General features: G+C 40.6%; 10 protein-coding genes. 1 reads left to right on the forward strand and 9 read right to left on the reverse strand.

Going from position 1 to position 14,599, the window contains the following annotated elements; genetic code table 11:
- Positions 1–47: 47 nt before the first annotated feature.
- The 4 genes from menB to FAY30_RS18965 are packed head-to-tail and all read right to left on the reverse strand — an operon-like array spanning position 48 to position 4,846.
- Positions 48–866 carry a 1,4-dihydroxy-2-naphthoyl-CoA synthase gene (gene menB / locus FAY30_RS18950; RefSeq protein WP_149871343.1) on the reverse strand — a complete coding sequence of 273 codons (819 nt, stop codon included), beginning with the start codon at positions 864–866 and terminating at the stop codon, positions 48–50.
- Positions 867–880: 14 nt separating this feature from the next.
- The gene (gene menH, locus FAY30_RS18955; RefSeq protein ID WP_149871344.1) at positions 881–1,696 is read right to left on the reverse strand and encodes a 2-succinyl-6-hydroxy-2,4-cyclohexadiene-1-carboxylate synthase; all 816 of its coding nucleotides are present in this window, start codon (positions 1,694–1,696) and stop codon (positions 881–883) included.
- Positions 1,696–3,444 carry a 2-succinyl-5-enolpyruvyl-6-hydroxy-3-cyclohexene-1-carboxylic-acid synthase gene (gene menD, locus FAY30_RS18960; protein WP_149871345.1) on the reverse strand — a complete coding sequence of 583 codons (1,749 nt, stop codon included), beginning with the start codon at positions 3,442–3,444 and terminating at the stop codon, positions 1,696–1,698. The genes menH and menD overlap by 1 nt, the downstream gene beginning before the upstream one ends.
- A 1-nt stretch (position 3,445) precedes the next feature.
- Positions 3,446–4,846 (reverse strand): isochorismate synthase, encoded by a 1,401-nt coding sequence (locus FAY30_RS18965; protein ID WP_149871346.1) that lies wholly within the window; start codon positions 4,844–4,846, stop codon positions 3,446–3,448.
- A 350-nt stretch (positions 4,847–5,196) separates the two neighbouring features.
- Between FAY30_RS18965 and FAY30_RS18970 the strand changes: the two genes are divergently transcribed.
- Positions 5,197–6,135, forward strand: coding sequence for a 1,4-dihydroxy-2-naphthoate polyprenyltransferase (locus FAY30_RS18970; RefSeq protein ID WP_149871347.1), 939 nt, complete (start codon positions 5,197–5,199; stop codon positions 6,133–6,135).
- A 34-nt stretch (positions 6,136–6,169) separates the two neighbouring features.
- Here the strand turns inward: FAY30_RS18970 and FAY30_RS18975 are convergent, their stop codons facing one another.
- From FAY30_RS18975 to glgB, 5 genes are read right to left on the reverse strand one after another with little or no spacing between them, the layout of a single operon-like run.
- Entirely contained in the window at positions 6,170–8,563 is a 2,394-nt protein-coding gene (locus FAY30_RS18975; protein WP_149871348.1) for a glycogen/starch/alpha-glucan phosphorylase, read from the reverse strand.
- Complete coding sequence (gene glgA, locus FAY30_RS18980) at positions 8,553–10,004, reverse strand: glycogen synthase GlgA (protein ID WP_149871349.1); 1,452 nt, start codon at positions 10,002–10,004, stop codon at positions 8,553–8,555. Before glgA ends, FAY30_RS18975 begins: the two co-directional genes overlap by 11 nt.
- Complete coding sequence (locus tag FAY30_RS18985) at positions 10,001–11,032, reverse strand: GlgC family sugar phosphate nucleotidyltransferase (RefSeq protein ID WP_149871350.1); 1,032 nt, start codon at positions 11,030–11,032, stop codon at positions 10,001–10,003. Before FAY30_RS18985 ends, glgA begins: the two co-directional genes overlap by 4 nt.
- A gap of 40 nt (positions 11,033–11,072) precedes the next feature.
- A complete protein-coding gene (locus tag FAY30_RS18990) occupies positions 11,073–12,218 on the reverse strand; it encodes a glucose-1-phosphate adenylyltransferase (RefSeq protein WP_149871351.1) in 1,146 nt (381 codons plus the stop codon).
- Positions 12,166–14,109: a 1,4-alpha-glucan branching protein GlgB gene (glgB, locus tag FAY30_RS18995; RefSeq protein ID WP_149871352.1), complete on the reverse strand. Its 1,944-nt coding sequence runs from the start codon at positions 14,107–14,109 to the stop codon at positions 12,166–12,168. The genes FAY30_RS18990 and glgB overlap by 53 nt, the downstream gene beginning before the upstream one ends.
- Positions 14,110–14,599 lie beyond the last annotated feature (490 nt).

The raw sequence follows: 14,599 nt of genomic DNA on the forward strand, positions 1-14,599 counted from the left end.
ACAGCTTGATGGATACCAAACCATCAAGCTGCTGCAGAAAGCTTTTATCAAGGGAAACGCGGGAATTGGCCGAAATCCGGCTTGCGCTTTTCTTTAAAGGAATCGCGGCCTTCTTTTGCTTCATCTGTTGTATAGTAAAGCAATGTAGCATCGCCTGCAAATTGCTGAAGTCCTGCTAATCCATCCGTATCAGCATTCATTGCTGCTTTAATAAAGCGAAGAGCCGTTGGACTTTTCTCAAGCATTTCCTCACACCATTTAATTGTTTCTTCTTCAACTTGCTCTAAAGGAACAACAGTGTTCACTAAGCCCATATCAAGCGCTTCCTGGGCATTGTACTGACGGCATAAATACCAAATTTCACGGGCTTTTTTATGGCCGATAATTCGGGCTAAGTAGCCTGAACCGTAACCCGCATCAAAACTGCCTACTTTAGGACCTGTTTGTCCAAATACCGCGTTATCCGCAGCAATGGTTAAATCACAAACAACATGGAGAACATGGCCGCCGCCAATCGCATAACCTTTGACCATTGCAATAACTGGCTTAGGAATCACACGGATTAAACGCTGTAAATCAAGGACATTTAAGCGTGGAATTTGATCCTCGCCTACATAGCCGCCATGTCCGCGGACACTTTGGTCACCGCCGGAACAGAACGCCTTCTCGCCAGCACCTGTTAACACAATAACGCCTATGCTAGAATCATCGCGTGCATGTGCAAAAGCATCAAACATTTCTGTTACCGTCTTTGGTGTAAAAGCATTATGTACGTGTGGGCGGTTAATCGTGATTTTCGCAATCCCATTATAGGTTTCATAAATAATTTCATCATATTTGCGTCCTGGAACCCATTCTACTGTCACAATGAAATCCTCCTTTAGATTTTTTTTGACAAAAAGTCACTTACTATTGTACCAAACTTTTCTGGTTCTTCCACATGAATTGCATGTCCACTATTTTCAACGACAACCCAAGTACCTTTTTTAAGCGATTGCAGTATACTCTCGGCAATCCCGCAAAACTTTTTATCCTCACGACCTGTTATCAGCAAAACTTCACAAGCCAGTTGATCTAATCGGTTCCACCAGGAAGGTTGTGAACCCGTTCCCATTCCAAGTAAACTGTTTGCTAGTCCAATAGAAGAATTACGAAGCCGCTGCATCCGAATCGATTCATTCATCTTAGCAGGCAGCCGCTTCATCGTAGAAAAGAGGGGAATCCCTTCCCAATACTTAACAAACGGCTTAATCCCTTGATCTCTAATAAACTTTGCAAGTTCTGCATCTTTCATACGGCGAAGTTCTCTTTCCGCTTCTGTAGCAAGTCCCGGTGATGCACTTTCAAGCATCAGCTTTCGCACCCTGTTTGGAAAAAGGAGCGCAAATGTGAGTGCCAGCCGGCCCCCCATAGAATAGCCAAGCAAATCTACCTCACTAACACCTAATTCATCAAGCATGTCATGTAAGTCTCCAGCAGCTGACTCAATTTGGTAGTGTGATAAATTCTCGGGAGACTCTGATTTCCCGTGCCCAATGATGTCTGGTGCAATTACCATGGAATGCCGGCTCCAGTCTGCAATAAAGGGTGCCCATGTTTCTGCATCGCCGGTAAATCCATGTAGCAAAACAAGCGGTGGAGATCCGTTCCCGCTGACCTTTACATGATAACGAATTCCGTCGATGAAAACGTCCATTACTGCTCACCTTTGACAAAATTTGATATTTCCTGGGAAACAGAGCGCCAAAAATTCCGATGTTCATGAAGATTAATCTCTCTTTTTGTCGCAATCTCATAAACATGTATACCTTTTTGGCCATTGCTCTTTTCCAATTCCATATGAAGGTGGTGCCAATCTGTAATTTTTGTAAAATATCCGTTAAACATTCTTACAGCATGTTCAAATTCTAGATTTAGAGGTGTACCAAATAGGAGTTCAAAATTTTTCGGATGCTCCGCTTGCGGTAAGAAGGAAAAAATCCCGCCTCCATTATTGTTCACAAGAATAATCTTAATATCAAGCTGATAAAGTTTTGCTGCAATAAGGCCATTTAAGTCATGGAAGAAAGTTAAATCCCCCAGTATTAAATATAAGGACTTTGAATACAGGGCAGCACCCAAGGCAGTCGAAACCGTACCGTCAATGCCATTAGCGCCTCGATTCGCCATTACTTTAATCGATTTATTATTATTTAAAAAGAAACTGTCAATGTCTCGGATTGGCATGCTATTCCCCACAAAAAGAGTTGACCCTTCCGGAAGCATATCAGCTAATTGATAAAACAGCCTGCCTTCACTTAATTCAGCAATGTCGTGAATGCCCGTCATATTTTTCTTTGTGAGCTCGTTAACTTTTTTCCAATCAGCCAAATAGTCGGTTGGCGCTTTGTTGTCCATAGAGGTTAACAGCGTTTCGCAAAAGGTCGTCTCATTACAAAAAACCATATTTGTGGATAATGAAGCAGGATCGCGCCAGCCTCCGCCGCCATCGATGACAAATTGCTCTGCAGCGTGGTTTTCCTTTAAGAAAATGGTTAACGCCTTAGAGATTGGCATTGCCCCGAATCGCAAAACAATATCTGGTTTAAGAAAGTCTTTAGCATCTTCATTTCTTAAAAATGTATCATATGATTCAATGATATTTTTTTTGCTGTGTTTACCACTTCTTAATTGTGATAACGGGTCAGCTAAAATCGGATAGTTTAATGAATCCGAAAGCTTCGTCACGGCTTCGGCAAAGCGATTGTCAGCAATATTTCCACAGACAATAATCCCTTTTTCCGTGCCGGTTAATTTTTCCGCTATAACTTTAAATTGCTCTGGATTGATGGTTAGCTCCCCATTTTGAACCTGAACATATCCTTTTGGGCGTTCCGTAAGCTGGAAAAGTACCTCATCCAATTTTGGAATGAGCGGCTCCCGAAACGGAAAATTCAAATGAACCGGACCCGAAGGAGCTGCCGCCGCAATAGCAGCAGCACGGGCACAAATGGTCCGGGCGTACCGGATAATCTCATCATTTTTCTCCGGTACAGCCATTTCAGCAAACCATTTAACATGATGGCCATATAGATGGATTTGGTCAATTGCCTGAGGTGCTCCCACATCCCTTAATTCATGCGGCCTGTCTGCCGTAAGGACAATTAAGGGCACTCGTGAATATCGCGCCTCCACAATCGCTGGAAAGTAGTTAGCCGCAGCAGTGCCGGATGTGCAGAGAATGGCAACAGGCCTGTTAATGGCCTTAGCAATACCTAAAGCAAAAAAGGCAGCTGAGCGTTCATCTACATGAACATGAATATTTAATTCAGGGTGTTCAGCCATTACCATCGCCATCGGAGTCGAGCGTGAACCAGGACTAACAACGACATCAGTAACCCCTGTTAACACGAGTTCTGAAACAAAAGCCGCAATATAAGCTGTTAATGATTCTTGATGATTCATTTTATTTTCCCCCAAGAGCCCGAAGCATTGGTGTAAACTTCAAGCCTGTTTCCAAATATTCACTTTCTGAATTTGAATCCGCTACAACACCGCACCCGGCAAACAATGAGGCCTCATCGCCCTGCAAGAGACCGCAGCGAATGGAGACCGCAAATTCGCCATTCTGTTTATAGTCAACCCAGCCAAGCGGTGCCCCATAGAAGCCGCGGTCCAGTTCCTCCACCTCTCGTATCTTTTCAACTGCTGCTTTTTTAGGCAGTCCTCCAAGAGCAGGTGTCGGATGAAGTCTTTCTACCAATAATAGTAACGATGCATCTTGATGGCACTTTCCAATCACTGGCGTATAAAGATGTTGAATATCCCGATTTTTCATTAACTGCGGTTGATCTGGAAGGATGATCTCTTCACAGGATTCTTCTAATGCTTCCTTAATCATTTCAACCACAAAACCGTGCTCAATCAGGTTTTTCTGATCATTTAATAAGGTTTGACCGAGAATTCTGTCCTCCGCTTCATTGCTGCCGCGTGAAATGGAGCCAGCCAAACAGGTTGAGTATACTTCAGACCCCTGCTTTTTTACTAACCTTTCGGGTGATGCCCCAATAAAGCAGTCGCCATTTGATTCAAAGGCAAAGATATAGCTTCCAGGCTGCTGTGTGTACAAATGCTCAAGTACGGTATCTGCCTCAACCTGATCATGAAAAACAAGTCTAAGTTCTCGTGCGAGGACAACTTTCTTTAAGGGTCCGTTTATTAACTCCTTCACAACACCATCAACAGCCTGTTTCCACTTTTCAGACGAAATTTCCTTAGTTTCCAATAATGCAGCACACTTTACTTCGTGATTCCGTTTTAGTGATTGAAGCAGTTGATTTCTTTCTTCACTAATCTTACTAAATAAAGACATATCATCATTAGGTGTTATGACGATATTCGTTGTTAAATACGTTTCACCATCGATGATGCTTAATAAATATTGGGGAATATGGAACAACGATTCAGCATATTTGGACCAAAGATCGGTTTTTTCTTTATAAGGATCAAAGGAAAATCCTCCGAACATTAGCGGTCCAACAGCCATATTTGTATATGGATTAAATATTAAGCTATCCTTTAAAAAGCTCTTCCACTCTCTTTCAACATGAAAAAAGCGGTCAGTAGCCTGATCCGACTGAATTAGTTTTGAAATTCCAAGCCCAATGAGCATAATTTCTCCTGTTGGGTCTTTCCAGAAAAAACGTTCCCCGCTATAGCGGGCTTTTCCCACATTAAAAAAGGATAAAGGGTTAATCATATCCATTTTATGGACTTCACTAATTAAAATAGGCCTGCCTAGATCTTTCGCACGATTAACAGCCAAAAAGCCTCTTTCCTTTATTCCCGTTTCTTGAATGGTAACCAAACAAATCCCTCCAAAACAGCCGAAATGACTGTTATCCATTCATTTTGATACATTTTTAGGTTACTACTCCCATTGTAAAGAAGTCAATAATACTTGTCACTATCAATACCGATTCAATCCTTATTATATATCAAAATTGTTACAATTAGGCTGAAAACGACTTTTCCCTTTCTCATTTTCCCACTATCCTGTCAATTATAATCAATCAGGTATAATCTTCTAGATATGAAAGCAAAAATCAATTGACACTAATACTGGAATTACATACACTTATGGTTGGGCAAGAAACCTACATGACAACATTTTGGTATCTTATATAGAGAAAATTATTTAAAAAGGGAGAGAGCAGAATGCAGCCAAATTTACAGCATCATTCGAAACCTGCCGTTAAATCAAACCGAGGTTTTCAAGTTTGGTGGCAAATGACCCGTCCACATACACTAACGGCATCGTTCGTACCCGTCCTACTTGGTACGGCTTTAGCTCTTAGACACGAGAAATTTCATTTTGGACTCTTTGCTGCGATGCTTGTTGCCAGTATTTTAATTCAAGCCGCTACTAATATGTTTAATGAATACTTTGATTACAAACGCGGACTTGACAATGAACACTCTGTTGGAATTGGCGGTACCATCGTCCGTGATGGAATTCAACCAAAAACCGTTATCAATTTAGCTTTTGGCTTTTACGGGGCTGCCTTATTATTAGGCATCTATATATGTGCAAATAGCAGCTGGTGGTTAGCATTGATTGGGCTTGTTTGTATGGCGGTTGGCTATTTTTATACCGGCGGACCATTTCCCATTGCCTATACACCATTTGGTGAAGTTTTTTCCGGTTTCTTTATGGGGATGCTGATTATTTTAATTTCATTCTATATTCAAACAGGAACAATTACCAACACCAGTATTCTTGTCTCCGTTCCAAGTATGGTATTGGTTGGGATGATTATGTTATCCAATAATATCCGTGATTTAGATGGCGATAAAGAAAATGGCCGTAAAACGGTCGCCATTTTGTTAGGAAAAAAGAAAGCCATCTATTTATTAGCCGGGATGTTTACCTTTTCTTACATTTGGGTTATAGGGCTAATCATTAGCGGGATCGTACCATTTTGGACAGCGATTGTGATTCTAAGTGCTCCCAAAGCCATCAAGGCCACAAAAGGATTCATTGCAAATAATATTCCAATCAAAATGGCCCCTGCGATGGTCGCAACAGCTCAGACAAATACGATTTTTGGATTTTTACTTGCAGTCGGTATTTTTATCGGACATTTCTTTTCATAATAAAAAAGCTTCTGCCGCGGCAGAAGCTTTTTTATTATAGAGGTTTAATCCCCCAAATATCATCCGCGTATTCCTTAATCGTCCGGTCGCTTGAAAAATAACCGGCATGAGCAATATTGGTTAAGCTCATTTTTTGCCACTTTTCCTTATTCATAAAGGTTTCGCCAATCGACTGTTGGATATCGGCATATGCGGCAAAATCCTTTAAGACAAAATATTGATCATTTTCCTCCAAAAGCGAATCAAATATCGGTTCAAAATCATTTTGAACCCCTGGAAAAAACCCGTTTACCAGCTGGTCAACAGCCTGTCTGATGCGATAGTCATGATGATAATACTCTTGCGATTGATAGCCTCCGTGCTGATAATAATGAAGTACTTCATCTGCAGTTAATCCAAATGTAAAAATATGATCATCGCCAACCAATTCACGAATCTCAATATTAGCACCATCTAAGGTTCCTACTGTTAGGGCACCGTTAATCATGAATTTCATATTTCCCGTACCGGAGGCTTCTTTACTCGCCGTGGAAATTTGTTCACTCACATCGGAGGCAGGAAAGATTCTTTCCGCTAAGGAAACACGGTAATTCTCAAGAAAGATTACCTTCATTTTATCGCCGACGATTGGATCATTATTCACTTTTTCCGCCACAGAGTTTATTAATTTGATAATTTTTTTCGCATAATAATACCCCGGTGATGCTTTTGCACCAAAGATGAACACTCTTGGGGGGATGGAATAGCTTGAATCCTCTTTAATCCTGTTATATAAATGCATAATGTGAAGAACATTTAAAAGCTGCCGTTTATAGGCGTGCAGCCGTTTCACTTGAACATCAAATATCGCCCCAGTATCAACTGCTACTCCCGTCCTATCTAAAATAATATCAGCAAGCCTCTGTTTATTTTCATTTTTTATTTTCAACAGCTGTTCTAAAAATGATCGGTCATTTTTATATTTTAGTAAATGGGTAAGTTCTTCAGCGGAAAAGGTCCAGGACGGTCCGATCACTTCAGTTATAAGGGAAGATAACTTTGGATTCGCTTTTAACAGCCAGCGTCGGTAGGCAATTCCGTTTGTTTTATTATTAAATTTTTCAGGAAACAGTTCGAAAAACAGCTTCATCTCCCGTTTCTTTAATATTTCTGTATGCAGCTTAGCTACACCATTTACACTAAAACTGCCGACTATTGCTAAATGAGCCATTTTCACATACTCATCCGCAATGATTGCCAGTTCTTTTATTCTCTGCCAGTCACCAGGGGTTTGTTCCCAAAGCTCTTGGCAAAACCGTTCATTAATTTCTTCCACGATCATATAAATTCTTGGCAGCAGCGGGCGAAAAATATGGATGGGCCATTTTTCTAATGCTTCCGACAATGTCGTATGATTCGTATAGGAAATGGTATGTTGCGTTATATCCCACGCTTGCTCCCAGTCAAACCCGTCCACATCAATCAGGATCCTCATTAACTCCGGAATCGCCAGAACAGGGTGCGTATCATTGATATGGATACAAATATGTTCATGTAGCTGATGTAAGTTCCCATGTTGTTTCCGGTAGGTTCTTAAAATCGATTGAATACTGGCTGATACTAAAAAGTATTGCTGCTTCAGTCGTAAAATCTTCCCCTCATCATGGGTGTCATCAGGGTATAAAAACTCGGAAATCGATTCAGTCTCCCGTTTATATTTTAAAACATCCTTATGCATAGGAAAGGGAGAAGGCTCCGCATTCCAAAGCCTTAGTGTATTTACATTTTTAGATTTATAGCCAATCACAGGCATATCATGGGGGACAGCTGTAACGGCTTCGGCGTTCAAATGGTGAAAAACAAGGCGTCCCTCTTCCATCTTCGCCTCCACCTTACCCCAAAATGGAATTTTCACCGCACTATCTGCCTTGCGAATTTCCCACACATTGCCGCTCCTTAGCCATTGCTCCGGCAGTTCCACTTGGTAGCCGTCGACTATTTTTTGTTCAAATAGGCCATGCTTGTATCGAATGCCGTGCCCATGCCCCGGTAGATCGAGTGAAGCAAGCGAATCTAGAAAACAGGCTGCTAACCGGCCCAAGCCGCCGTTTCCTAACCCTGCATCCGCTTCTATTTCCTCTAGCTCCCCAAGGTCAATATCAAGCTCCTGAAGCCCTTTCTCTACAGTCTCTTCAACACCTAAATTAATTAAATTTTGCCGTAACAGTTTCCCCAATAAATATTCAATCGAGAGGTAATATACCTGCTTCCCTTCTGCTGCATGGTACCGTTCATTTGTGGCAATCCAGTTATTACTGACAAATTCACGAATCATACTTCCAAGGGTTTGATAATGATCCCTTGTCGAACTCTCCGAAAACCCCTTACCGCATAACATCTCGAGCCTTTTAAGAAAGGTATTCTTAAACTCTGTTGTACTAGAAAACATGTGTTTCACTCCTTGAAACCAGCTCAGCATAAAGCTGATTATAACTAAATGCTGATTGTGCCCAGCTATAATCCTTTTCCATTGCCTGTTTCACGATTGACGCCCACGCCGGTTTATTATGATAAAAGTGTAAGGCTCTTTGGATGGTATACAGCATGTCATGGGCATTAAAATTCCGGAAAGAAAAGCCATTTCCTTCACCGGTATACTCATTCCAAGCGTTCACAGTATCGTTTAATCCGCCAGTTTCGCGAACAATCGGAATCGCTCCGTATTTCATCGCGATAAGTTGTCCCAGACCACATGGTTCAAATTGTGACGGCATTAAAAACACGTCTGCTGCTGCATAAAGCTTATGAGCGAGCTCCTCATTAAAACCAGTATGAACCTTTAATTTTTCAGGGTAGACCCTTGCTGCCTGCCTTAAGTGCTCCTCGTATTCGTAATCACCGGTGCCAAGAATAATGACTTGTACGTCCTCCTGCAAAATTTCACGGAGGACACACTTTACTAAATCCAGCCCTTTCTGCCTAGTGAGCCTGGAGATCATCACCAGCAATGGGGTGCCCGCACTTTGCGGCAGTTCAAATCTTTTTTGGATTTCCCTTTTGTTGACTGCCTTCTTTTGATAAGAACCCACTTTATAAGTTTGCTCAATGAGCGGATCAATTGCCGGATTGTAAAAGTCCTCATCTATGCCATTTAAAATTCCAATCAGATCTTCCTCGCGTTCCCTAAGCAGACCATCAAGCTTTTCACCATATACAGGAGTCTGAATTTCTTCTTTATACGTTGGACTTACAGTCGTTATTTTATCAGCGGCAACGAGCGCCCCTTTCATAAAATTGATATTTCCAAAAAACTCTAATTGGCCTGAATGAAAGGAGTTGTAATCCATACCCAGTAAATCACCCAATACCTCTTTTGGAAATATCCCCTGAAATTGCAGATTATGAATCGTGAATACGGTCCGGATCGTATCATAACCTTTTCGCTTGTAGTATTCCGTTCTTAAAAGAAAAGGGATCATTGCCGTATGCCAATCATGACAATGCAGGACATCCGGATAAAAATTAAGCTGTGCTATTGTTTCAAGCACTGCCTGATTGAAATAGGCAAACCTTTCCCCGTCATCAAAATAGCCATAAAGATTTTCCCGGTTAAAATAGTATTCGTTATCAACAAAATAATAAGTAATCCCCTGATGGGCAAAGACCTCAATACCGCAATATTGATTCCTCCAACCGACTGATACGGTAAATTCCTTAACTTTTTTCATTTCTTGTTTATATTCATTAGAAATGGTCCCATACTTAGGAAGAATTACCCTGACATCTGTTCCCAAGCTTTTTAATTCTTTTGGAAGGGAACCGGCAACATCGGCAAGCCCCCCTGATTTGGCAAATGGACCACATTCTGATACGGCAAATAATACTTTCACGAATTCATCAACGCTCCTTGTCTTGACCCTTTACGAATAACATATGGGGACCCTGCAGATCCCGTTAAATGGGTCCCTGCCTCCACTTTTACATCCTTATCTAAAATAACCGAATCAAGGTAACAATTCTCTTCAATTTGGCATTTTTGCATGATGATGCAATTCTTGATGACAGCCCCTTTTCCGATTTTTACCCCGCGTGAGACAATACTGTTCTCCACCGTTCCGCTAATAAAGCAGCCGTTCGCAATCATCGCATTTTTCACAGAGGATCCTTTGACATATTTGGTTGGCGGCTCATCCTTTACTTTTGTCAAAATCGGCTGATCTTTTAAGAATAATTGCTTCCAAACATTGGATTCAAGAAGCTTCATACTAGTAGAAAAATAGCTTTCAATCGAATCTATCATTACGGCATAGCCGTTATAATCATAGTGACAAATAGAATACTCATTATGAATAGCCGTTACAACATCCTTAATGCAGGTATAGCCTGTTTCATGTCTTGTTTCGAGCAGTTTTATGAGTAAAGAGGTTTTGATTAAATAAATTTCCATAGGCGTTCCATCCGAGTGATGGATTTCAGTTATATCGCATTGGGCATGTTTATGCCAATCTAATATCGGTCTAAAGTCCATATTAAAAATCGTATAACAGTTGGCAATCACTGCATACTCTTGTGTACTGCGATAAAAGTAATCCATGTTGGCAGCAAAATGTTCAAACGATCCAATTTTATTTCCGTCATTATCCACGATTGGAGAAGGGAAAAAGAAAAGGCCATCTCGCTTGCGATTTAAATCCCAATTTTTTCCTGAACCTAGATGATCCATTAATGAGCGGTACTGCATTTTTGGAAAAATGGCCACACTGCGAATACCTGAATTCACCATATTTGACAGGACAAAATCAATAATACGGTAACGTCCTGCAAAAGGTAGTGCGGCTAGTGAACGGTGTGCTAACAAATCTTCTAAATCATCATGATAGGTTGTGGCATCAATAACGCCTAATAGCTTTCTTTTCACTAAATTCCCTCCTGTTTTCTACTAACGGCAATTAAGAGATTTAAATAGCAGAATAAAGACTGCTTAACATTTCTTCCGTTACAAGGATAATTTCATCGTCAAACGACCGGATTACTGTCCCGTCCGGTACCTTTATATCACTCGGGACAATGGCCTTTTCAATTAAACAGTTCATTCCAATCGTTGCATCAGGCATAATAACCGATTCTAATATGGTTGATCCCTTGCCAACCGTGACACCTTGAAACAAAACCGATTTAACAATTTCCCCTTCAATCGTACAGCCCTCATTTATTAATGACTCGCTTACAATTGCCTCTGAAGAGATATACTGCGGCGGCTGATTCGGATTGACGGAATAAATTCTCCAATCATGGTCAAATAAGTCCAACTCACATTCCTCACCTAATAAATCCATATTTGCTTCCCAAAGGCTTTGGACTGTACCAACATCTTTCCAATAGCCCTTAAACGGATAGGCAAACAATTTCTTATTTTCTTCTAAAAGTAGCGGGATGACATCTTTTCCAAAATCATGACTAGACTCCGGGTTCCGTTCATCCATTTCTAAATATTCTTTCAGTATATTCCAGCTAAATATATAAATGCCCATGGAAGCCAGATTATTTTTTGGATCACTAGGCTTTTCTTCAAACTCAACTATTCTCATTTCCTCGTTTGTATTCATGATTCCAAACCGGCTGGCTTCAACCCAAGGAACCTCTATCAATGAAATCGTCACATCTGCTCTTTTCTCAATGTGATATTCGAGCATGCTCTCGTAATTCATTTTGTAAATATGGTCACCTGATAGGATTAATACATATTCCGGTTGATGTTGTTTCAGATAATTTAGGTTTTGATAGATGGCGCTTGCGGTACCGGTATACCATTTTACTTCCGACGACTCACTGTAAGGGGGTAAAACGGTTACCCCGCCATCCTTGCGATCAAGATCCCAAGCGCTGCCGATTCCAATATAGGAATTTAATAGAAGTGGCTGATATTGCGTTAAAACCCCAACTGTATCAATACCGGAATTGACGCAGTTGCTTAAGGTAAAATCAATGATACGGTATTTCCCTCCGAACGGTACTGCCGGTTTCGCCAGATCTTTAGTCAGCGAATTAAGTCTACTTCCTTTCCCTCCTGCTAACAGCATGGCTACGCACTTTTTCTTTCCCATTTCCTTTTCGCTCCTTTCGTTTCTTAACCGGTCTGATTATTTGAAAACCAAACGGGGCAATGGCCATTTCAACGGAACACGGCTGCCCATGGAAGGGCTCTTCTGACGCAAAAATGGTTTTTTTATTCGTCAATCCCGTTCCGCCGTATTCCTGTTGATCACTATTCATTATTTCTCGGTACTCTCCGGATTTAGGAACACCGATTTTATAAACGGGGTAGTTCACACCCGTAAAATTGCAGACAATAATGACATAATCCTCTTTCTTTTTCCCTTTCCGAATGAAGGAGAAAATCGATTGGCTGCTGTTATTGGCATCAATCCACTCAAACCCATCCTGCAAATGGTCCAATTCATATAATGATTTCGTTCGTTTATAAAGTTTTGTTAATACTTTTACATATGAATTTAAATTACTGTGCATGTCATATTCCATTAAGTTCCAGTCTAGTTCCTCTTTGTCATTCCATTCTGCAAACTGGCCAAATTCGAAACCCATGAATAGTAGTTTCTTTCCTGGATGAGCAAACATATAGCCTAATAAAAGTTTAAGCTGGGCAAATTTTTCCCAATAATCCCCCGGCATTTTATCCAGCAGAGACTTTTTCCCATGAACCACTTCATCGTGTGAAAATGGGAGCATAAAGTTTTCCAAAAAGGCATATAGAAGTGAAAATGTTACCTTGGAATGGGCTTGGGGCCGTGAATATGGAGGTGTTTCCATATACTCAAGCATGTCATTCATCCAGCCCATATTCCATTTGTAATCAAAGCCGAGGCCGCCGTAGTGAACGGGTGTTGTCACTTGAGGGAACTCGGTCGAATCCTCGCCAATCATTAAAAAATGGGGGTCATGTTCATGGACCGCATGATTTAATTTTTTTAAAAAATGAATGCCAAACGGATTCTCTCTCTTTCCCTGGTCGGCATTGGGCCAGTAGATGATATTCGCGACCGCATCCATTCGAAAACCATCAATATGAAAATAGTCAATCCAATATAGCGCGTTTGAAATAAGAAAGCTTTGGACCTCACCTTTTCCTAAATCAAAATTCGCCGTTCCCCATACGACATTTTCTCTGTCATGAACATGGCTATATGAATAAATATGTGTACCATCAAAACGATATAGCCCGTGTGCATCTTTGCAGAAATGACCTGGAACCCAGTCAAGAATGACACCGATCCCTTGCTGATGACACTGGTCCACAAAATATCTAAAGTCATCGGGTGTACCATACCTGGACGTCACTGAGAAATAACCAGTTCCTTGATACCCCCATGAGTCATCGAGCGGATGCTCGACAAGCGGTAATATTTCAATATGGGTGAAACCGTGCTCTATTACATAAGGAATAAGCTTTGCTGCCATGTCCTTATAGGTTATGTAGTCACCATTGGCATTCTTTCTCCAAGAACCTAGATGAACCTCATAAATGACAGCTGGCTCTGATAAAAAATTCTTTTTTTCCCTTCGGTTCATCCAATGAGTGTCTTGCCACGTATATTGGTTAAACGAATAAACAATAGAAGCAGTATCGGGTCTTACTTCCGAATAAAATGCAAAGGGATCTGCCTTTAAATGCCTTTCTCCTGTTTGTGAAATAATTTCATACTTGTATATCTTTCCTTCTAGGTCTTGATTGACAACAATAATCCATACTCCTTCATCATTAACCTTCTGAAGTTCATATCCATTACCATTCCAGTTATTAAAATTGCCCAGGAGCCTCACTTGAGAGGCGTTAGGGGCCCATACACAAAATCGAGTATATACTTGATTGGAATTCTTTAAGATATGAGCGCCAAAAAGCTGATGACTTTGAAAGTAGCTGCCTTCATGAAACAAGTGCAACTGATAATCAGTTGGAAAAAACGTGTTCACAGTCATGGCTCTCCTCATCCTCAATGAAAATATGTATTTCAATGACCAATTATAAGCGCAATTGTCTTATTTTCCTCGAAATACTTTTTTATCTTTTCTGACATCTTGTGATGTTTATTGCTACACAGAGACTTTTTATTACATTTTTCGAGTATGTCCGACATATATTTCATCTTTATTCGACATAATCTTATAAAGTTTTTTATTTTTTTTATGAAAAAAATTATTTAAATACTAATAATTTCGTGGTGTGAAAACAGGAGAAAACAGGAAGATGTAAGCGTTATCAATGGTTTTCAAGATTGGTTTAAGTGATTAAATATTATATCGATATAATGAGTTTTAATCTTAGGTGGAGTTTGGGATAAGGGCGCTGCTAGTGGAGGGTGGGGCGATGTTCAGATTATATATTGTTACCATCTGTTTAATCTTTTCACGCACATGGGCATTATATATCTTTTTTATTTCCGTTCTTTCGGTTTTTTAGGGATCACGG

It is taken from the genome of Bacillus sp. S3, from assembly GCF_005154805.1.
Classification (GTDB): domain Bacteria; phylum Bacillota; class Bacilli; order Bacillales; family Cytobacillaceae; genus Neobacillus.